Raw genomic sequence first — 20,539 nt, 5'->3', positions numbered from 1 at the left:
GCATGTCGACGCCGTCGAGCACCTCAGGCTTGAGTGCGGACGCACCCACGAGCGCTGGGAAGAGCTTGACTGGCCGCAGGTTCGCATAGAGCCCCAGCGCCTTGCGTATGCCGAGAAGCCCCTGCTCGGGCCTGGGCTTGGCCGGGTCGGTGGTGTCCCACTTCGGCCCGCCGATAGCTGCGAGCAGGACCGCGTCGGCATCTGAGGCCGCCTTGAGGGTCTCCTCGGGAAGCGGGGTGCCGGCCTCGTCGATGGCGATACCGCCAAGCAGTGCCTCGGTGAACTCGAAGGTGACTCCTTCGGCCCGGCCGATAGCGTCAAGGACTTTGACTGCCTCGGCGGTTATCTCAGGGCCGATCCCGTCGCCGGGCAGCAGACAGATGCGGTGCGTGGTCACTGGTGGCTCCTCCTCGTTGTTGGTGTAGTCGATAGTTTACCGCACGGGCGAGGGAATCACAGACCCTCAATGAACTCCAGCAACTTGCCCGAGAGCAGGTCCCAATCCCAGTGCTCCCTGGCGTGACGCTCGCAAGCCGCCGCCATCGCCGCGTACGCCTCGGCGTCGAGTGCGAGCGCGCGGCCGAGGACCAAAGCGAGTGCCTCGGAGTCGCCCGGCGCAAACAGCAGCCCGGTGGTGCCGTCGATCACCTGCTCGGTGATGCCGCCCGCCGCTGCCGCGATCGCGGGTACACCAAGCGCCGAGGCAAGCGGGACGACCCCGGATTGCGTGGCCGAGGTGTACGGCAGCACCACGAAGCGCGAGGTCGCCACGAGCGGAGGAATCTCGTCGGGCTGGAGCCAGCGGTTGATGACGCTTACGGGTCGCCCTTCGGCCTGGAGGCGCTCGAGCGATGCGGTCTCCTCGGCGGATAGCTGACCCTGGCCAGCGATCAGGAGCGGGGTGACGGGGTCGATCGCGGCCGTGCGATAGGCGTCCAGCAGCACCCCGAGGCCCTTGTACGGGCGGATTCGGCCCACGAACAGCAGCCCCTGGCGCGCGGTAGGCTCAGGGGCCGGACCGGGCAGCGCAAGGTCCTCGAAGATGCCGAGCGGGATGGTGAGGACCCTCGCTGGATCGAGGTCGTGCCGAGCGATGTACTCGGCGCGCTGGATCTCGTTGAGCAGGACATACCCGTCGACCCGCAAGCGGTTCACTTCGGTGAGCAGCCGGTCGGAAAGGGAATCCTCGCCGTGGTGGAGCTGCGGATCGTGGACGGTGAGTACGATCTTGGCTCGGCGCGGCAGAACGACATCGAGCACGGGCTTGAAGGCGTGCCCTCCCGGATAGTAGATGACATCCGGGTCGAAGGCACGAGCGAACCGGCGCAGCCGCGTGAAGCGCGCGGGCGAGAGCATCGCCGCGAGCATCCCTGGCACGCTGGAGAACGTCTCGACTTCGAGCCGGGGTACATCGAGCTCGCTCCACTTGTGGCGGTTCTCCGCCGCCGAGGAGTACATGACCGCGATGTCGCAGCGGCGCGAAAGTGCGCGGGCCATCGACCAGCCGTACTCGGTGACTCCGCCGAAACGGCCGAGGTTGACGACGAGCACGCGCGGCGGGCGGTCCTGGGAGCGGGCATGCGGGCCGCTCATCGCCGCGCTCCTCGGGCGAGGCCGGCGCGCCTCAGGGCAGCGAAAACCCACACCGCCGCCAGCGACTTGAGCATCACCAGGTGCTCGACTGTCGGCGTGGCGCCGTGGGCGATGCGGATGTCGCGATACTCGGCAGCGGTTCGGACCTTGAGCGTGGAGCTAACGCCGCCCAGACGGAACTCCGAGAGGACCGCAACGGAGAGCGCCTCTTCGGCGCCCACCTCGCAAAGGCGCAGGTAAGCGTCGTAGTCAGCTGCTATCGGCCACCGCGTGTCGAACCCGCCGATCGCGAGCAGCGCCTGCCTGCGGACGTAGATCGACTGGTGTCGCGCAGGGGCGCGCTTCGGGATGGAGGCGGCACGGAACGACCGCGGCAACTCGACGAAGTCGGCTCCCTGGCCAAACACGTGCGTCGCCCCGCACACGATGTCGGCCCCTCCGGCGTCCGCTGCACGCTTCTCGACAGCCGCAAATGCGCCCTCGGCGAGCCGATCGTCAGCGCCGAGGAAGACGACCCACTCGGCAGATGCCATCGCAAGTCCCTTGTTCATGGCGTCGTAGATGCCGCAGTCGGGCTCGGAAATCCACCGCAGCCGACCGCCGAACTGCGGCTCATACTGGGCGAGCACATCGGTCGTGGAATCGCTGGAGTTCCCGTCGGCCACGATGACCTCGCAACGGGCCCCGCCATAAGCGAGCAGCGAATCGAGCGCTTCGCCGATGTGCCGCGCCGCATTCCTGCTAGCGATGATCACCGAGAAAGCCGGGTCCTGCGACACGCCCATCGACCCTCCGCTGGTTCGCTCGGGCATCTTGGTGCCCTGTCGGCCGTCATTTCCGGAATCGAGTATGGCACAAGGGGCTGCGTACTGTACCATTCTCGAAGGAATCCGCACCCGCAGAGATGGACTCGCCTACATGACCCGATCCGCCCTCTTCGTGACGACAGTGCCGATCACGCTTGAGATCTTCTTGGCCCCCTTCGCCACCCACTTTCGCCAGAACGGCTGGCGGGTCGATTGTCTCACGAACGGCGCGACGCGGTATCCCGGAATCCACGGCTCGTTCGACACGCTCTACGACATCACCTGGAGCAGGAGGATCTTCGCCATTGCCGATCATTTCGACACGTGGACGCGGGTCCGACGCGTCGTGGTCGAGGGCGGCTACGACATCGTGCACGTCCACACACCGATCGCTGCCTTCGTGACCCGGATGGCCCTGCGGTCGATGGGGCAAGCTGATCGCCCGAAGGTCATCTACACCGCTCACGGCTTCCACTTCTACGAGGGCCAGCCGCCGCTCGGGCACCTCATCTTCCGCACACTGGAACAGATGGCAGCTCCTTGGACCGACTACCTAGTGACCATAAACGCCGAGGATCACGACGCCGCCTTGGGATTTCCCGGTATCCGCACCGAAAGAGTGAGGCACATCCCCGGGATCGGAGTCGACACCGACGCGTACTCGCGAGAGCGGGTCGCCCCCGAGGCAGCCGCACGCATCCGCACACAGCTCGACATCGCCGAAGATGCCTTCGTGATCGCGATGGTAGCGGAGTTCTCGGCGGTCAAACGACACGAGCACCTGTTTGCGGCGCTGGCGCAACTCTCCAACCCCGACGTGGTGGTCGTTCTTGCCGGATCCGGGGAGCGGGAGTCGCACCTTCGGCGGAAGGCGGACGAGCTCGGAGTGAGCGACAGATTGCGGTGGGCAGGTTTTCGCGATGACATCCCGGCGCTTCTCGCAGCGAGCAACGCCCTCACGCTCGTGTCCGCACGCGAGGGCCTTCCCCGCTCGGTGATGGAGGCGATGTCGATGCAGGTGCCGGTCATCGGAACGCGGACGCGCGGTATCACCGATGTCGTGTGCGACACTGGGTGGATCGTCGACAAGCACGATGTGCAGGCGCTGGCTTCGGCGATCGATAGCGCTGCTAGCGATCCCTTGGCTACAGCAAGTCGAGGCATTACCGCCCGGACCCGAGTCGAGCAGACCTATGCGTTTCCTGATGTGCTAGCCTCTTACCAAAGGCTCTACGAGGAGGCTGCGAGTGAGAGTGTCTGACCTGGGAAGAACGGTTTCTAAAGCCACCGGCGTGTCGAACTGGATACTGCTTTCGTTCGACGCAGCGATGGTCGTCCTGATGACCGTCCTCGCCTACTACGCGAGATTCGAGGGGGTCGTCCCCGAATTCTTCGCCGAATGGATGCCGATTCTCGCAATCGCGGGAGTGCTCGTCTACCTCACGATGTTTGGAGTTTTCGGGCTCTACAAGGTCATCCTTCGCTACATCGGGATCGATTCGCTGTTGCGCCTGCTCGCCGCTACCGGAATCGGCTTTGCGTTGCTTGTGATACTCAACATGTTTATGCCTATCGAGCAGGACATGCGTCCGGTTCCCATGGGCGTACTGTTCATCCAGGCGATACTGGTCCTGATAGGAGCTGCCGGAACGCGACTTGCGGTGAGGGCCGTTCTCCATCTGCATGCAAGCCGAAGTGGGGAGAGGCAGCGCACGCTCATCGTGGGTGCCGGGAGCGCAGGTCCGCTGCTCCTCAGGGAGATAAAGGCACATCCCGACCTCGAGATGAAGGTCATCGGCTTCCTCGACGACGACCCTGCGCTACTGGGGCGCACCATAGACGGTGTGCCCGTACTCGGCGCCATCCGAGACCTGGGATCCGTGGTGCCAGAGCACGGCGTACAAGAGATCGTCATCGCGATGCCTTCCGCACCTGCCGAGGTCACAAGCCGCATCCTGGAGGCCGCCATCGCTGCGAACGTGCCAGCCAGCGTTATGCCTCAACTGATCGCAGCGCGCGGATCGATCCGCGCAGACCGATAGCGCTACGAGGACTGGGCTGCGAGCTTGTCCTTCACCATCTCGATCAAGCCGCCCTTCTCGATGATTTCCTTGATGAACGGCGGGAACGGCTGTGCCTGATAGGTCGCACCTGTGGTGAGGTTCATGATCAGTCCAGTATCGGCATCTACCTCGACCCTGTCGCCGGTGGAGATGCCTGCGACCGCCTCGGCAGATTCCATGATGGGAAGGCCGGTGTTGATGGCGTTGCGATAGAAGATGCGGGCGTACGACTTGGCGATCACGACGCTGACTCCGGCGGCCTTGATTGAGATCGGCGCATGCTCCCTGCTGGAGCCACAGCCGAAGTTCTCCTCGGCGACGAGGATGTCACCCGGTTGCACCTTGTTGACGAACTCGGGATCGAGATCCTCCATGCAGTGCTTGGCCAGCTCCTCGGGGATGCTGGTGTTCAGGTAACGTGCCGGAATGATCACGTCGGTGTCGATGTCTCGGCCGTATTTGTGGGCTGCGCCTTGGAATTTCATCGGGCTCCTCTTTCCGCGGTTCGTGTGAGGGATTCTAACATGTAACGCGCCAAAGACGGATATGATACATCACTAGCGGCAGCATCGGCCCGCTACTGACAACGACGGCAGGGAGCATCCCAAGCTTCGGCCATGAAGGAAGCGCCTTGAACGCAGACGAACAAGAATCGCCCACGCCCAACGCCGAGGAGCCCTCCGAGAACCGCACGAGCGTCTTGCGTGGCTCCTTCACGATGGGTCTGGCGACGCTGATCGCGATGGCTGCGAGCCTACTGATCACTCTTCTGGTGGCACACCTACTAGGACCAGATGTAAAAGGTCAGCTCACACTGTTGCAGACTATCCCTCTGATCGCTGCGCTGATCCTGAGCTTCGGCTTCGAGGGCGCCAACGCGTATTTCGTGGGCAGACACGGTCGGTCGCCTCGGGATGCGGTGGCCGACTCGCTGGCGCTCACTGCCGGTGTCTCGATCGTGGGAATCCCCGTCATCGCAGTGATCATGCGCGAATTCATGCCGGCTTTGGCAGGGGTCGAGTTGACGACAATCCTTCTGGCATCAGCCACATTGCCACTCATCGTTGTCACTAGCCTGGTTTCGGGCGTGCTTACCGGACAGGGCCGGATCACCGGTCAAGCGGTGGCCATCATCTTGGCCTCTGTTCTGTTTGCCGTGTACGCGCTCATCTTGCTCTTCCTCGACAGGTTCGACCTCCACTCATTGACTGTCGCAACCCTCATTAGCGCAGTCACCGGCGTGATCATCAGTCTGGTGGCCACCGGCGTGATGTCGCTTACGTGTCCATCGCTGAGTCGAATGCGGGAACAGTTGTCGTATGCGGGTCGACAGCATGTCCAAACAGTCGCCGGCTTCCTTGAGATGCGACAGGACCTGCTGTTCCTTGGAGTTTTGGCCTCGCCCGCAGCCGTCGGGATCTACTCGATCGGCGTGTCCTTCGCCGAGCTCGCCTTCTACGCACCTGCAGCGATTGCGGCCGCACTGACCGCACGCACCTTGCAAGAAGACGCCCCCACCGGGGCTGAGATCAGCGCCCGCATCACTCGGCTGCTCGTCGCGATTCTGGCAGTGATGTCCATCGTGCTGGTCGTTGTCGCTGAGCCACTGGTTGTACTCGTCTTCGGCGAACAGTTCGCCCCGGCTTCGATCGTCATCGCGATCTTGATTCCGTCGATCACCCTTTGGGGTGTTGCAAGTCAGCCGGCCGCATACCTATCCGCCCACGGCGTACTCTTCCCCAAGCTGAGCATCTTCACGCTGATCCTCAATCTGGTGCTCAACATCGCCATGATTCCGCCGCTGGGCATCCTAGGTGCGGCGATTGCGACCGCCATCTCGTACGCGGTGAGCGGTTTCTACATCATCGGTGTGTTCATGCAGCGCACCGGGATACCTCTCTCCGGCCTCCTGTTGATGAACGGCGAGGATGTGCGATACGCCTACTCGGCGGTTCGCGGGCTCATCAGTCGAAAGGGCCGCGAGCAGCCGACCGAGGGCTAAGCCGGGCGGAAGAGGAACGCTCGGATGTCCGTCTTCTCGGCAGAGCCTTCAAGCTCAGGCCCGAAGTCGAGGAAGAACTCGCGCACGAGTTCCATGCTGTGTGAGCGGGCCTCGGCCACCAGTTCGTCGCGGTTGAAGAACCAGCCGAGAAGCTCGTCGTTGAAGCCGAGCGAACCGGCGTACTGGCGCACCACCACCGAGGGGCCACCCAGCACGACCGGGAGCCGCGCGATGTAGAGGTAGCCGCCCGTGGCGCGGGCAAGCGCAGCGAGCACCGCGCGCCAATCGTCGGAGCACTGCAGCGATCCGCTGGCTACTACGAGATCGTAGCGGCTATTCAGGCACGAGTCGTCGGTGTGGAAGGTGCCTTCGGACACAAGCCGCGATCCCTGCTCGCAGAATGCAGGCAGATCCTTGCAGTGATAGTCCATGTGTAGCTGCGGAATAAGGGAGGCCGCAAGCACCGAGTAGTGGCCCAACCCCCCGCCCCAATCGAGCAGGGAGACACGATCGCGACCTTGCGCGGAGAGGGCGAGCACGTACCCGAAGCTCATGTGGATGTTGTGAAACGCGAGGTTGCGGGGCTCGGGTTCGGCGGCCTCGTGCGGGACATCCAGCGCCGCGGGGCTCGCGCACGCATCACACCAGCCCTGCCAGCGGGCGGCCTGCGACCTGGCGATCGCGGCGTCGTCCCACCCGGGATTCGCACCGGACGGAAGCGGCCACTGCGTTCCCAGCGCCTGGTAGCGGCTGGGCTTAGGGGCGGCGCGGCCTGTCAACTTGAGGAAAGCCTCGACAGCGATCGGCGGGGCCAGTTTCAGTGCGATCCTGCGAAGGTTCACGATCCGGCCTCCTGTTCCGATGCGATCGCACGCGCGACCACCGAGATGTTCCAGTCGCCCTCATCGGGCTGCCTACTCAAATCGCCGAAGGGGCCGATCGCGGCCAGTTCGAACCCGCTGGTGCGCAGATGTCGCTCGATCTCCTCGGCGAACCAGTATCTCACGAGATGCGACTCTTCGAGTACCCGCGGCGAGGTGCCGCCGGGCGGGCGGTATGCGAGCTCGTAGTCGACGCGGACCGTGTGTTCGGCTTCATCAAGCGTCGGGCGCGCGGTGCGCTCGATCGATCCTCCATCGGGGGTCGTGGTGTGCTTCGTGGTGACGTCGGGTCCGATCGCGAGAACGCCGGGGCCGTGCCAGCAGTCGAAGATGAGGAGTCCGCCGGGGTCCAGGTGCGTCCTTGTGGCTTGGAGCATCGCGAGAAGGTCCGATTCGGCGGTCATGTATGAGACGACCGCGAACATCGATATCGCGGCTGAGAAGCGTTGCTGCAGAGCGAAAGTGCGAAGGTCAGAAACTACGAAGCGCGTGGTGCCAGGGATGGCTTCGGCGGCCTTGTCGGCCTTCGCCCGCGCCCGCTCGATCATCTCTGCCGAGCGGTCCACCCCAGTGACCCGGTAGCCGCGCCGCGCCAGCGCGAGTGCGTGGCCGCCGGTGCCGCAACCCAAGTCGAGCACGGCTTCTCCGGGCGAGATGCCCTCGCGCTCGAAGAGCGACTCGATGAATGCGCACTCGGCCTCGTAGTCCTTGTCGGCGTAAAGCGCGTCGTAGAAGGTCGCGTAGCTGCCGAAGGGCGCGGGTGTGTCCTCGCGGGTTGGATCCCTCTCGCCCACCCCCCGCCGAGCGTGGTCGAGTGCCTCGGCGAGTAGCCGCTCGAAGTCCTCGCGCGTGTAGGCGGCCAGGCGCGCGAGGCCGCGCTGGGCGAGCTCCGGCGCGAGGCCGGGTTCGGCGAGCAGCCTGCGCACCGCCGAAGCGATGCTCGCAGTCGACGTCGGGTCCACCAGCAAGGCCGCGTCTCCGACCTGCTCGCGGATCCCGCTGATGTCCGATGTGATAACTGGACACGAGAAACCCCACGCTTCGAGCACGGGGATGTTCGTCGGGCCGAAGAACGTCGGGAAGAGCAGAGCGCGTGCACCCGAGTAGAGCGCGGGCATGTCGGCGTCGGGCACGTATCCCAGGTAGCTCACGAGATCGGCGACCCCGGACTTCTCGGCAGCCGACATGGCCTCGGCGAAGGTGCGCTCGCGGATCGGCCCGCTGTGGGTGCCTGCGAGCACCAGCGGGACTCGATGCCCTTCGGCGGCGAGCATCGCGATCGCCTCGACCATGCGCACGTGGTTCTTGTGCGGCCAGAACTGCGCCGGGCAGAAGAGATATCCGGCCTCGAGCCCGTACCTGCCGAGAACCGCCTCGATCTCGGCGTCCGATGGGCACGCTGCGGCCACGCCGGTCGCGGGCAGGAACGGTAGCGGCCGGACGGCAGCGGAGTCGATGCCGGTAGAGGCGTAGTGCGCAAGCACGTCGCTGCGCCCGACCTCGGAGTCGACGAGGACGACGCTCGCCTCGGCGATCAGTCTGCTGATGAGGCGCTCACGGCGCTCCCACTCGCCGTCGGCCGAGACCTCGGGGAACTCGGGGTGCAGCCGGTGCTGGATGTCGTGGATCGCCACGACGTAGGGCACGCCGACGCCAAGCGCAAGGTCGCTTTCGGTCGTGAAGAGCAGCAGGTCGATGCCGTGCCGCGCGAAGAATCGCTGCCATGCTGGGTCGGGCTTGCTGTGGTCGCGAAGCACGTCGGCAAGGCGCACGCCGACTGCCGCCAACGGATTCGCTCCGCGCCGAAGGGGCACGACCTCACCCGGCCACGCCAGCCCTTCCGGCAAACTCTCGCCGCCGAAGGTGAAGAGCACGAACTCGTCGGACGTACCGAGACCTGCGAGCACCTCGAGCATCGTGACCGAGTACTGGTACGCACCGCCGATGGCGCGATCGAGCCTGGGCACGACGCCGATCCTCATGGCCGAAGTGCCTCTCGCACCGCTTCGGCAACGGTGACCTGCTGCTCGTCGGTGAGCGCGAGGCCGGAGGGCAGGTAGAGGCCGCGACGAGAGAGCCTCTCGGCGACCGGATACGTCTCACCAGCGAACAAGCCCCACCTGTGCAGCGCAGGCTGCTCATGCATCCCCAGGAAGAACGGGCGCGTCTGCACGCCGAGCCGCTCGTGGCGGGCCGCGAACTCCTCGGCATCGAAGGGGAGCTCGTCGGCGAGGACGACCCCGTACATCCAGTAGACGTTCGTGGCCCAATCGCGCTCGACGGGCAGGTGTAGCGGTAGGCCGGCCAGAAGCTCGGTGTACCGCGCGCCCATCCGGCGCTTGCGTGCCACGATCTCGTCGATGCGGGGGACCTGCGCGAGTCCGAGCGCGGCCTGCATGTTCGTCAGGCGGAAGTTGTAGCCCGCCGACTCGTGCTCGAACCGCCGCGCCGCGCCGAAGCTCAGGTTGCGGCCTGAGCGCGCCTTGGCGGCTATCGAGTCGTCGTCGGTGAGAACCATGCCGCCTTCGCCGGTGGTGATGATCTTGTTCGCATAGAAGGAGAAGCACGAGACATCGCCCATGCTGCCGCACCGCCGATCGCGATAGGTCGCACCGTGGGCCTCGGCGGCGTCCTCAATGACCGCGAGCCCGTGGCTGGCGGCCAGCTCAAGCAGCGGGTCCATGTCGACCGGATGCCCGTAGATGTGCACCGGCATGATCGCCCGGGTGCGCGGAGTGATCCGCTGCTCGATCTGCTCGACGTCCATGCACCACGTCTGCGGGTCGGAGTCCACGAGCACAGGGGTGCAGCCGTTGCGGATCGCGGCGAGCGGGCACGATATGATCGTGAACGTCGGCATGATGATCTCGTCGCCGGGCTCGAGATCGAGCGCCCAGACCGCGAGCTCGAGCGCAACGGTACCGTTGGCCACCGCGACGCCGTGGCGCCTGCCGCACCATTTCGCCCACTCGGCTTCAAAGCGCTCGATATACTCACCTGCCGAGGAAACCCAGCCACTCTTCACGCAATCGCTGACGTACTCGAGTTCGGTCTCGCCGAATGCTGGCTCGTTGACGGGTATCACGGCGCGGCCTCGAAGCGGGACTTATCCCCGTCGCCTGCGTACGGGCCCTGCTTGACCTCGATCATCGAGGTGGGCTCAAGGATCTCGAAGCCATGGCCACCCGTTGAGAGCAGCACGGTGTCGCCGTCGGTCAGGATGCGCGACGTGAGCAGCGTATGGTCGCGGCGGTAAAGGTCGACGCGCACCCGGCCCTCGCGCACGAAAAGCGTCTCGCCGGTGTATCTGACCTCGCGGTCGACGCGATTGTGCGAGTGCGGCGGGATGACGTGTCCCGCTGGATGGCGGATGAAGCCGAGTTGCTGCGAGAATTCCGGTGGCGAGTAGAAGCTCACGCCGGGCTCCTTGAGCGAGCCGCGGAGTACGATCGCGACGATCTCGTCGGCGTCGAGGATCTGCTCGACCGCGGGAAGGTGCGACTCGCTGGCGGTCGGAGCTCCGGGCGAGTTCGCCTCCCCCACGCCCTCCCCCGCGCGGTTGGCCTCGAACCACTCGATCGTGCGGGCGAGCCCATCGTCGAAGCCCACCGCCGCCGAGAACCCGAAGAGTTCCCTGGCGCGCATGGTATCGAGGCAGCGCCGGGGCTGGCCGTCGGGCTTGGTGGAGTCCCAGACGACGTCGCCCGTAAAGCCGGTGAGCGCGGCGATCTTCTCGGCGAGGTCGCGGATCGTGATCTCGAATCCCGCTCCCAGGTTCACCGGGTCGGCGCCGTCGTAGCGCTCGGTGGCAAGCAGGATGCCTTCGGCGGCGTCCTCGGCAAAGAGGAACTCGCGGCTGGGCGAGCCCGTGCCCCACAGCGTCACGTGTGCCGCACCGGCGTCGCGCGCCTCGATGAACTTGCGGATCATCGCCGGAATCACGTGACTCGTGTGCAGGTCGAAGTTGTCACGCGGGCCGTAGAGATTCACGGGCAGCAGGAAGATGCCGCTCGTGCCGTATTGCTGCCGATACGCCTGCAACTGCACGAGTAGCGCCTTCTTCGCGATGCCGTACGGCGCATTGGTCTCCTCGGGATAGCCGTCCCAAAGCGCATCCTCGGCGAATGGGACCTGCGCGAACTTCGGGTATGCGCACACGGTGCCGATGCACACGAACTTCTCGACGCCGGCTCTGCGCGAGCGCTCGATGAGCTCGATGCCCATGATCGCGTTCTCGTAGAAGAACCGGCCCGGCTCATCCATGTTGGCTCCGATGCCGCCGACCACGGCCGCGAGGTGGATGACGACCTCGGGCTCGAACGCCGAAAGCGCCCCGGCGATGCCTGCGGGCTTCGTGAGGTCGAACTCCTCGGCGCGCGGCGAGAAGACCTGCGTGCAGCCTCTGGCCGCGAGCTTGTCGAGCACGAACCCGCCGAGGAACCCGGATCCGCCTGTCACCATCACGCGCTTGTTTGCAAGATCGAGCACTCTAGTCAGCTCCTTTTCGCTTCTGCCCGGCCGCCAACAAAGCCGCCGACTCTGCCGATTACTCTATTAGGTGGCGTGGCCTTTCACAAGCCGCGCATCTCGGCTGGCCACTTCGACTTGCGGGTGATGAGCTGACGCGCCAGCAGCCCTCGCGTAAGGTCGTCCGGGGCCGCGAATGCGAATGGCGGTCTGATGCGGGGTATTTGAGCCGCTCCAGCGATCCGCTGCCACACGTAGTAGCGGCTGCGAAGCGACTTCCACTGCGGCCCGAGCCGCGTGTCGTAGCGGGCGGCCAGTGTGGCGAGGTCGGCCTTGTGCACGTCGAGGATCGTCGAGGATTTCCGCGCAGGCTGGTGCCTGTCGATCGCGAGTATCCGGCTCAAGCGGCCGAAGCGAGCGCCAGCGAAGTGCAGCCGAAGCCACAGGTCGTAATCCATCGTAAAGTGCAGCGATTGATCGAGCAGCACGTCGTCGATGACCCTGCGCCGCACGAAGGTGGCCGGCTGGCTCAGGGTGTTGACCGCAGTCAGCAGCTCGGCGGGCTCAGCTGGCGTCCAGGCGGTGAGAAGACCTGCGTGCAACCCCTGGCAGCCAGCTCGTCGAGCACGAACCCGCCGAGGAACCCGGATCCACCGGTCACCATCACGCGCTTGTTTGCAAGATCGAGCACTCTAGTCAGCTCCTTCTTCTTCCGACCGGTCGCCGTCCAAGACGGCCCGACTCTGCCGCTAACTCTATTAGGTGGCGAGGCCTTTCACAAGCCGCGCATCTCGGCTGGCCACTTCGACTTCCGGATAAAAACCTGACGCGCCAGCAGCCCTCGCGTAAGGTCGTCCGGGGCCGCGAATGCGAATGGCGGTCTGATGCGGGGTATTTGAGCCGCTCCAGCGATCCGCTGCCACACGTAGTAGCGGCTGCGAAGCGACTTCCACTGCGGCCCGAGCCGCGTGTCGTAGCGGGCGGCCAGTGTGGCGAGGTCGGCCTTGTGCACGTCGAGGATCGTCGAGGATTTCCGCGCAGGCTGGTGCCTGTCGATCGCGAGTATCCGGCTCAAGCGGCCGAAGCGAGCGCCAGCGAAGTGCAGCCGAAGCCACAGGTCGTAATCCATCGTAAAGTGCAGCGATTGATCGAGCAGCACGTCGTCGATGACCCTGCGCCGCACGAAGGTGGCCGGCTGGCTCAGGGTGTTGACCGCAGTCAGCAGCTCGGCGGGCTCAGCTGGCGTCCAGAGCACCTGGATGATGCGACCGTCCGCCGTGGTCTGAGCACAGTGCCCGCACGCGACGTCGACATCGGGATGCGCCGCAAAGTATTCGACGACCTGCTCGATGACCCTCGGCGTGAAGTATGCGTCATCCGAGTTGATCCAGCCGATGATCTCACCTTGTGCGAGTTCGAAAGCTTTGTTGAGTGCGTGCGCCTGGCCCTCATCGGGCTCACTTCGCCAGGTGACCGAATCCCCTGCCGCCGAGAGCAGCTCGAGGCTCTCATCGGTCGAACCGCCGTCCATGACGATATGCTCGATGCGCTCGTAAGTCTGACACGCCACCGAGTGCAGGTTGTCCGCAAGCCAGCGCCCCTGATTGAACGAGGGCGTCAGGACCGACACCAGCGGCGCGCTCACTGGGATCGCCGCCCTGCGATCGCGAACCCTTCGGCAAGCTCCGCGAAGAGCGCGAGGTAAGAGTCCACCTGAACCCCGAGCGCGAATCGCGCGCGGACCCTCTCGAGCCCGGCATCGCCCATCCGGGAGCGCAGGTCATCATAGGCGAGCAATCGCTCGATCGCGGCCGCAAGCTCAGGTGCCGAGCCCGGCTGGACCAGAAGTCCGGTCACGCCATCGACGACGATCTCGGGGAGCCCGCCCACGTCGCTCGCGATCACCGGAACCCCGCACGCCATCGCTTCAATCGGCGCGAGCGGGAAGCTGTCCGCAAGCGACGGGTGCACAAGCACATCAGCCGCGCGGTAGTAGTCGGCAAGCGTGGCTTCGCTGTCGACGAAGCGTACTCCGATCCCCGGACATCCGCCCGCCGAGAAGGCGCTACGCCCCTCGGGCCCCGTCGCATCCCCGACGGCCACGACGACAAGCTCCCGCACTACGGGCCCCGACAGTCGCTCCAGCGCCTCGAGCAGCGTCCGCCAGCCCTTGTAGGGGTTGGTGCGCACATCCTTGGCGACCACGAGTGCGATCCGTTTGTCCTCCGGGAGCCCCAGACGCCGGCGCGCGTCTGCGCGGCTCCCGGGCGCGAACACCTGCGTGTCGACAGCGTTCGGGATCACGCGTGCTACTCGGCCGCCCTCAAGCAGCCCGCTTCGCTCAGCCATCGAGAGCAGCCACGCCGAAGGAGCCACCAGCGCCGCGCTGATGCTCGCCACCGCCGCGTGCTTGCGTGCGTGGTTGGCTGCGGACCGGTCGCCTCTTATCGGCACGTATCGCGATAGGCCGGGGCACGATCCGCAGCCGTCAAGCCAGCGCTCGCAATCCAGCGGCTGAGCGCAGTGTCCCGTGAGGAGCCATGCATCGTGCATGGTGATGACAGTCGGGATTCGGGCCGAAAGCCCAGGCAGCGCACGAATGTCGAAGTAGCCACCGTGCAAGTTGTGGAGGTGCACGATGTCGGGAGCCTGCGGTGCAATCGACGCGAGGCCCTCGGTCCACGGGAAGTCGAAGTCCTCGCTCCCACGCACGACCGCCAGCCAGCGTGAAGGCTCGGCTGCGACCCGCATCGCTCGCGAAAGCAGTGCACGCGCATCGCCCTCGGCGACACTTGCCGCCTGAAGTCTCCATGCAGCACGCAGCAGGCTTTGCGCCCACGCGCTCCGCCTCTGGTCACGCTCGATCGCGATAACGCCGTCTGCCTCGGCGTTGGGGGTCGCGACTGCAAGCCACGCCTCGGCCCCGCGGGCGCGATAGCCCTCGTGCAACAGAAGCGCCACTCGTTCAGCGCCTCCGCCGCGCACCGCCGGGCTGACCGACAGGATCCTCACGAGGCGATCACCCCTGCGATCCCGAAAGCCGATCCATATCCGCGTCGACCATCATCTCGACCAGCGCTTCGAAGGTCACCTTCGGCACCCACCCAAGTCTCTCGCGAGCCTTGCTCGAATCGCCTAGCAGGCGATTGACCTCCGCGGGTCGCCAGAACGCAGGATCCTCGACCACATACTCGCGATAGTCGAGCCCGGCATACGTGAACGCAATCTCGCAGAATTCGCGCACTGAGTGCTCGTGGCCCATCGCGATGACGTAATCGTCCGGCTCGTCCTGCTGGAGCATGAGCCACATGGCCTCTGCCGAGTCACCCGCGAATCCCCAGTCGCGCTTGGCTTCTAGGTTGCCCAGTCGAAGCTCGCTCGCCAGGCCCAGCTTGATGCGGGCCACGCCGTCTGTGATCTTGCGGGTCACAAAGCGGATTCCTCGCCTGGGCGACTCGTGGTTGAACAGGATGCCGTTGCTGGCATGGAGTCCGTAAGATTCTCGATAGTTCACTGTGATGTAGTACGCATACGCCTTCGCAGCTCCATAGGGCGAGCGAGGGTGGAATGCGGTCAGCTCGGTCTGAGGGACCTCCCGCACGTGTCCGTACATCTCGGAAGTGGATGCCTGATAGAACCGCGTCTGGGGCGAGAACCGCCGAATCGCCTCGAGGAAGCGGAGTGGCCCGATGCCGTTGTACTCTGCGGTCAGGACCGGCTGTGTGAATGACGTGGGCACGAACGACTGCGCCGCTAGGTTATAGACCTCGTGTGGCTCGGCTATCTTGAGCGCGTCGATGATTGAGTACTCGTCGAGCAGGTCTCCCTCGACCAACTCGACGCGGTCAAGAAGATGCTCGACCCGGCCGTAGTTCTCCATCGAAAGGCGCCGGACCATGCCGTAGACCTCGTAGCCCTTGTCGAGCAACAGCTCTGCCAGATACGAGCCATCCTGCCCAGTGAATCCAGTGATGAGCGCACGCTTCTCCACAGCGTTCAGTCCTTTCTGTTCCAGTCGTCTTCCAGGCGCACGATATCGTCCTCGCCTAGGTATTCGCCCAATTGGACCTCGATGACCTTGAGCGGCACTTTGCCGCAGTTCTCGATGCGGTGCTCCGCGCCAACAGGGATGTAAGCACTCTCATTCACGTGGACCTCGAAGCGTTCCTCGCCACGGGTCACAAGCGCCGTCCCTGCAACGACTATCCAGTGCTCGGAGCGGTGATGATGCCGCTGGAGACTAGGCTTGGCGCCCGAGTGGATCTCGAGTAGCTTGATCTGGAAGCCCGGTCCCTTCAGCAGGCTCGTCCACGAGCCCCATGGCCGCAAGCTCACCTTGGGCTGCACGACCTCTTCCGCCCCAGCCAGTGCTAGCGCCTCGACCACCAGTCGAACGTCTTGCGCCCGGTCCTTGCTGGCCACGAGGGTGGCGTCAGCGGTGTCGATGACTAGCATGTCGGTCAAACCCAACGTCGCCACCAATCGGTCGGTCGAGTAGACGATCGTGTCTCGGGTATCCAGATCGACTCCCCTGCCCACGCGCACCACACCATCATCATCGGCAGGCAGTACGTCCCCCAGGGCCAGTAGCGACCCGACATCGCTCCAGTTCAACGCCGAAGGAATCACAGCAACCCTGCCCGAGCGCTCCATGATCGCATGATCTACCGAAATCGACGCGATCTCCCCAAAGCGCCTGCGCGCCTCATCGGCATCGCAGCGCCCCGCGGCCTGTTCGGCGGCGAGCCAACGCGCCGTATCAGCAATTGGAGAGGTGTCAGCGTGGGCATCAAGCTCCTCGAGCACCCGCGACGCACGCATGACGAAGATGCCCGCATTCCACAGGTAACCGCCTGCCGCCAGCAGCGATTCGGCGGTAGCAAGGTCGGGCTTTTCGACGAAGCGGGTGGCCGACTGCGGCACGGCCTCGGCGCGCGAGTACTCGGGCATCGCCTCGCCCGCCTGGATGTAGCCGTAGCCGACCTCGGGTCGGGTCGGCGTGATGCCGATGGTGACCAGAAAACCATCGCGCGCCGCCGCGATCGCCGAAGCCACGCAAGCGTCCCAGACACCATCGCGCTCGAGCAGGTGGTCAGAAGGTAGCACTATCATCACTGCCTCGGGGTCATCGAGCACCAACGTGGCCGCAGCATAAGCGATCGCTGGTGCGGTGTTGCGCGGAAGCGGCTCGACCAGGTAGCGCGCCTGCCTCATTCGCGAGTCAGCCTGTGATGACAGGTGATTGCGAAGCTCGTCGAAGAGTCGCTCGTTCGTCACGACGACCACATCGCCGGGGGCAACATAATCATCGACCCGACGGATAGCCTGTGCGATGAGCGACTCATGCCCGAAAACAGTGAGCATCTGCTTTGGCGAGAGTTCCCGCGAGAGTGGCCAAAACCTCGTGCCGCTGCCTCCCGCAAGGATAACCGCGTAAACGGAATCTTCCGTACTCAAGTAAGGACTCCTTCTCTTCGAGCCTATGATTGCATCATAACCTAGCGCAGCGGCTGACCGACTACCGCCTCGGCGCGCGCAAGATAATCGCCGATGAACGGATAGTAGCTCCCCCAACGCTGCGCCTCCGGAAGCGCAGCCCAGACCCGCTCGGGATCACCGGACAGCACCGCTAGGTGCAGTTGCTCTGCCACAAGCGCTGGTGTCGGAGGAAGCCTTTCGGCTGCTGTATCCAGCATCTTCTGCTCCCACACCAGATCAGTGCGTCCGGTTCGACTCGCTTGGGCCAAGGAGTAGGTGGCAAGGCTGACTAGATTGGGTGCGAACTCATGTATGTGCCGAGGCGCCCGATCCACTCGATCCTGCACAGCCCTCACCTGAGCCTCGTCGGGAGCCAGCAGAAGGGCGACCTCCAAAGACCTGCGCTCGACCACCGGATGTCCCGGCATGATCCCGCGCACTCGCTCAAGCTGGTGCGCGGCTAGATTCGCATCGTCTGACGAGACCGAGAACAGCCGGAATCCGCCGACACCGAGCCAAAGGGCCACGACGATGATTGCAACCCCGCCGGCAGCAGCGAGAGGCCGGAACCAACCCGCCGAGCGACCCACATCCACGGAAGTCCACGGTGCCACCGCCAGCCCGGCCATGAGCGGAGCGAACAACCCGATCGCAAAGATCACGGGGTTAACTAGCAGCGCGAACATGGCGATGGCAAAACCTCCGGCCAAAGCCAGGCGCAAGTGGGCCTCGTCGTTTGTAGCCGCCACCCTATCCCGTAGTGTCCAGGCCCAACATCCCAGCATGAAGGCGAACGCCAGTACGCCGACTAGCCCCAGTCGAGTCGCAATCTCCCATAGCCAAGAATGCGGGGATTGCGGACTGTAGACCTCAGGGTCGATGCTACCTACCCGATCGGGAGTGTGCTGGAACATCTCAGGGGGTAGGTACTCGGCCGCGTACATCCTGTATCCCGACGGCCCGAAACCCAACAGCGGGCGGTCCTCAAGCATGCCCTGGGCCCCACCCCACATCTGCACGCGCGACAGCATATTGCCATCAGTCCCAACGATCGACTCCATATCCACAACCGCCGAAGAAACAGCGGGCACCTGAATCACCATTAGCCCCAAGAACATCGCTGCGCCCACAAACAACGCGGCGGATTTCACGATGCGAGCCAGCATACCCTTGAACGATCCGAGTGCAGGGTGGACCGCGACCGTCACGGCTACTGCGAAAACCGCTGCCAGAGACGCCATCACCGAGCCAGAGAATACACCTAGGGCGAGGCAGATGGTCACTGCTGCTGCGTACAACGCGGGTCTACTCCAGTCCTTGCGCGATGCAGCGATGATCGCGGCAATCGGGACCAGCGGCATCAGCGCAGCGGTACTGTACCCAGTAGAGCCGAACACCCGTATCGTTGCAGTGGTGACCTGCTGAAAGACGAGCACGAGTGACAGCACCACGCCGAAACCTACGACCACGACAAGGGCGTCTTCGATGCTCCTACGCGTGAAGGCGACTTTTGCAGCCAGAATGAACACCAAGGGAAAGGCCATCCACTGCACAAGGGGCATGCTCGCATACAGATCATAAAAAACGGCTGCGAACATATCTCCCGCAGCTACCCAGGATGTCACCACAACACCCAAGATGCCCGCGAGGCCAGCCAGCAGCCGACGATCGAGGCTGGCAAGCATGAGGGTCCCTGTTGCCGACGCAAGCAAAGCTGCTCCAGCTGTCGCAAGATGGAAGGCTTGAGATACAGGAACCGGGGGGAGATTGACAATCAACCAGGCACCGGGCGACAGAAGCACACCTAGCAAGAGAGCCGGCAGCACATACTTCTGGTATCCAGGGACTGTCGTGGTGTGATCGGGCATCTGCGCCGCCTAGCGGGGGCTATACCTGATGGCGGCGTCAGTATGGCAGACATCGGCACAAAAATCGCGCTCCTGACTGAACGCCCACTGCTGATGACAAGTATCGCAGCCAGCCGCGGTTGCCCCTTGGTGGTCCTGCATCAAACCGGGGCCATGAGCGGAGCCTAGCATAGGAGTGTGACACTGCGAGCAGGGGTTCCGAGTCTCGGTATGGCACTGCGCACAACGCCGCCCGTCGTTCTCAACGAAGTCTACGAATGCCACCCTTGCATGGGACACCATGATGAACTCACGAGAGTGCGGAAGCCTGAAGCCACCATGACATGGATCGCACTCGCATACAGATCATAAAAAACGGCTGCGAACATATCTCCCGCAGCTACCCAGGATGTCACCACAACACCCAAGATGCCCGCGAGGCCAGCCAGCAGCCGACGATCGAGGCTGGCAAGCATGAGGGTCCCTGTTGCCGACGCAAGCAAAGCTGCTCCAGCTGTCGCAAGATGGAAGGCTTGAGATACAGGAACCGGGGGGAGATTGACAATCAACCAGGCACCGGGCGACAGAAGCACACCTAGCAAGAGAGCCGGCAGCACATACTTCTGGTATCCAGGGACTGTCGTGGTGTGATCGGGCATCTGCGCCGCCTAGCGGGGGCTATACCTGATGGCGGCGTCAGTATGGCAGACATCGGCACAAAAATCGCGCTCCTGACTGAACGCCCACTGCTGATGACAAGTATCGCAGCCAGCCGCGGTTGCCCCTTGGTGGTCCTGCATCAAACCGGGGCCATGAGCGGAGCCTAGCATAGGAGTGTGACACTGCGAGCAGGGGTTCCGAGTCTCGGTATGGCACTGCGCACAACGCCGCCCGTCGTTCTCAACGAAGTCTACGAATGCCACCCTTGCATGGGACACCATGATGAACTCACGAGAGTGCGGAAGCCTGAAGCCACCATGACATGGATCGCAGGAACGCTCTTCATCGTGACAGCCACCGCAGGAGAGGTTCTCAATCTGAACAGTAGCGTTGGCGGTGCTAGGAGCGCTTGCGGCTGCGGGATCGCCCACATGGCAAGTATCACAAGCAGCGCTGGCTATCGTCGCGTTATGACAGCGCAAACATGGACTCATGCCCGCGTTATGAGCGGCCACACTTCCATCCGCTAGACGATGGCAGTCCAAACATGTAGCTCCTGCCTCAAGCGGCTCTTGGTGCGAGACCCGTATCCCTCGATAGTCGTCAAGAGCAACACCAGCGACGTCTGGGGAATGACAATTCAAACACGCGGCCTGAGTGGGCCGTCCATATGGGTACTGTTCGGGGATTCCGGCAAGTTGGGACAGAAAGTGCATACTCCTGTCGGGCAAGCCTATCGAAA

Annotated in this window: 18 protein-coding genes and 1 pseudogene; 3 read left to right on the top strand and 16 right to left on the bottom strand. The window is 64.2% G+C overall.

The features are described from left to right. The 3 genes from M1617_04435 to M1617_04425 all read right to left on the bottom strand — a co-directional run. On the bottom strand, positions 1-397 hold a 397-nt coding region (locus M1617_04435), incomplete at its 3' end, for an isocitrate/isopropylmalate family dehydrogenase (protein MCL5887537.1). A 56-nt stretch (positions 398-453) separates the two neighbouring features. Beyond that, complete coding sequence (locus M1617_04430) at positions 454-1,593, bottom strand: glycosyltransferase family 4 protein (GenBank protein MCL5887536.1); 1,140 nt, start codon at positions 1,591-1,593, stop codon at positions 454-456. Beyond that, entirely contained in the window at positions 1,590-2,471 is an 882-nt protein-coding gene (locus tag M1617_04425; GenBank protein ID MCL5887535.1) for a glycosyltransferase, read from the bottom strand. The genes M1617_04430 and M1617_04425 overlap by 4 nt, the downstream gene beginning before the upstream one ends. A 40-nt stretch (positions 2,472-2,511) precedes the next feature. Between M1617_04425 and M1617_04420 the strand changes: the two genes are divergently transcribed. Both M1617_04420 and M1617_04415 read left to right on the top strand, forming a co-directional pair. Continuing rightward, entirely contained in the window at positions 2,512-3,660 is a 1,149-nt protein-coding gene (locus M1617_04420) for a glycosyltransferase (GenBank protein MCL5887534.1), read from the top strand. Further along, positions 3,647-4,441 carry a hypothetical protein gene (locus M1617_04415; protein ID MCL5887533.1) on the top strand — a complete coding sequence of 265 codons (795 nt, stop codon included), beginning with the start codon at positions 3,647-3,649 and terminating at the stop codon, positions 4,439-4,441. Before M1617_04420 ends, M1617_04415 begins: the two co-directional genes overlap by 14 nt. A 2-nt stretch (positions 4,442-4,443) precedes the next feature. On the opposite strand, the gene leuD is transcribed toward M1617_04415, so the two are convergent. Beyond that, a complete protein-coding gene (leuD, locus tag M1617_04410) occupies positions 4,444-4,947 on the bottom strand; it encodes a 3-isopropylmalate dehydratase small subunit (GenBank protein ID MCL5887532.1) in 504 nt (167 codons plus the stop codon). A gap of 146 nt (positions 4,948-5,093) precedes the next feature. On the opposite strand from leuD, the gene M1617_04405 reads away from it, so the two are divergent. Then, the gene (locus M1617_04405) at positions 5,094-6,464 is read left to right on the top strand and encodes an oligosaccharide flippase family protein (protein ID MCL5887531.1); all 1,371 of its coding nucleotides are present in this window, start codon (positions 5,094-5,096) and stop codon (positions 6,462-6,464) included. Here M1617_04405 and M1617_04400 read toward each other — a convergent pair. The 12 genes and pseudogenes from M1617_04400 to M1617_04345 form a co-directional block, all read right to left on the bottom strand. Continuing rightward, positions 6,461-7,306 (bottom strand): hypothetical protein, encoded by an 846-nt coding sequence (locus tag M1617_04400; GenBank protein ID MCL5887530.1) that lies wholly within the window; start codon positions 7,304-7,306, stop codon positions 6,461-6,463. The genes M1617_04405 and M1617_04400 overlap by 4 nt on opposite strands. Then, positions 7,303-9,327, bottom strand: coding sequence for a glycosyltransferase (locus M1617_04395; protein ID MCL5887529.1), 2,025 nt, complete (start codon positions 9,325-9,327; stop codon positions 7,303-7,305). Before M1617_04395 ends, M1617_04400 begins: the two co-directional genes overlap by 4 nt. Continuing rightward, a complete protein-coding gene (locus M1617_04390) occupies positions 9,324-10,430 on the bottom strand; it encodes a DegT/DnrJ/EryC1/StrS family aminotransferase (GenBank protein MCL5887528.1) in 1,107 nt (368 codons plus the stop codon). The genes M1617_04395 and M1617_04390 overlap by 4 nt, the downstream gene beginning before the upstream one ends. A gap of 470 nt (positions 10,431-10,900) precedes the next feature. Then, positions 10,901-11,806 (bottom strand): annotated as a pseudogene (locus tag M1617_04385) (GDP-L-fucose synthase). A 110-nt stretch (positions 11,807-11,916) separates the two neighbouring features. Further along, complete coding sequence (locus M1617_04380; GenBank protein MCL5887527.1) at positions 11,917-12,414, bottom strand: hypothetical protein; 498 nt, start codon at positions 12,412-12,414, stop codon at positions 11,917-11,919. Further along, the gene (locus M1617_04375; protein ID MCL5887526.1) at positions 12,360-12,503 is read right to left on the bottom strand and encodes a hypothetical protein; all 144 of its coding nucleotides are present in this window, start codon (positions 12,501-12,503) and stop codon (positions 12,360-12,362) included. Before M1617_04375 ends, M1617_04380 begins: the two co-directional genes overlap by 55 nt. An 84-nt stretch (positions 12,504-12,587) precedes the next feature. Further along, complete coding sequence (locus tag M1617_04370; protein MCL5887525.1) at positions 12,588-13,457, bottom strand: glycosyltransferase; 870 nt, start codon at positions 13,455-13,457, stop codon at positions 12,588-12,590. Beyond that, positions 13,454-14,824, bottom strand: a complete 1,371-nt coding sequence (locus M1617_04365) for a glycosyltransferase (GenBank protein ID MCL5887524.1) — start codon at positions 14,822-14,824, stop codon at positions 13,454-13,456. Before M1617_04365 ends, M1617_04370 begins: the two co-directional genes overlap by 4 nt. Before the next feature lie 7 nt (positions 14,825-14,831). After that, positions 14,832-15,803, bottom strand: coding sequence for a GDP-mannose 4,6-dehydratase (gene gmd / locus M1617_04360; protein MCL5887523.1), 972 nt, complete (start codon positions 15,801-15,803; stop codon positions 14,832-14,834). Between the two features lie 5 nt (positions 15,804-15,808). Beyond that, on the bottom strand, positions 15,809-17,269 hold the full coding sequence (locus tag M1617_04355; GenBank protein MCL5887522.1) for a mannose-1-phosphate guanylyltransferase/mannose-6-phosphate isomerase: 1,461 nt from the start codon (positions 17,267-17,269) through the stop codon (positions 15,809-15,811). Between the two features lie 41 nt (positions 17,270-17,310). Next, positions 17,311-19,158, bottom strand: a complete 1,848-nt coding sequence (locus M1617_04350; GenBank protein MCL5887521.1) for a hypothetical protein — start codon at positions 19,156-19,158, stop codon at positions 17,311-17,313. 251 nt (positions 19,159-19,409) lie between these two features. Beyond that, on the bottom strand, positions 19,410-19,796 hold the full coding sequence (locus M1617_04345; GenBank protein MCL5887520.1) for a hypothetical protein: 387 nt from the start codon (positions 19,794-19,796) through the stop codon (positions 19,410-19,412). Positions 19,797-20,539 lie beyond the last annotated feature (743 nt).

It is taken from the genome of Actinomycetota bacterium, assembly GCA_023488435.1.
Taxonomy (GTDB): Bacteria; Actinomycetota; Coriobacteriia; order Anaerosomatales; family UBA912; genus UBA912.
The sequence above is the reverse complement of the archived record's forward strand: the minus strand, read 5'-3'. Positions and strand labels throughout refer to the sequence as shown.

What these genes read in the sequence shown, in the direction of transcription:
- M1617_04430 (MCL5887536.1), bottom strand. Translation starts at nt 1,593, where the DNA reads ATGAGCGGCCCGCATGCCCGCTCCCAGGACCGCCCGCCGCGCGTGCTC.
- M1617_04425 (MCL5887535.1), bottom strand. Translation starts at nt 2,471, where the DNA reads ATGGTACAGTACGCAGCCCCTTGTGCCATACTCGATTCCGGAAATGAC.
- M1617_04420 (MCL5887534.1), top strand. Translation starts at nt 2,512, where the DNA reads ATGACCCGATCCGCCCTCTTCGTGACGACAGTGCCGATCACGCTTGAG.
- leuD (MCL5887532.1), bottom strand. Translation starts at nt 4,947, where the DNA reads ATGAAATTCCAAGGCGCAGCCCACAAATACGGCCGAGACATCGACACC.
- M1617_04395 (MCL5887529.1), bottom strand. Translation starts at nt 9,327, where the DNA reads ATGAGGATCGGCGTCGTGCCCAGGCTCGATCGCGCCATCGGCGGTGCG.
- M1617_04350 (MCL5887521.1), bottom strand. Translation starts at nt 19,158, where the DNA reads ATGCCCGATCACACCACGACAGTCCCTGGATACCAGAAGTATGTGCTG.
- M1617_04345 (MCL5887520.1), bottom strand. Translation starts at nt 19,796, where the DNA reads ATGCCCGATCACACCACGACAGTCCCTGGATACCAGAAGTATGTGCTG.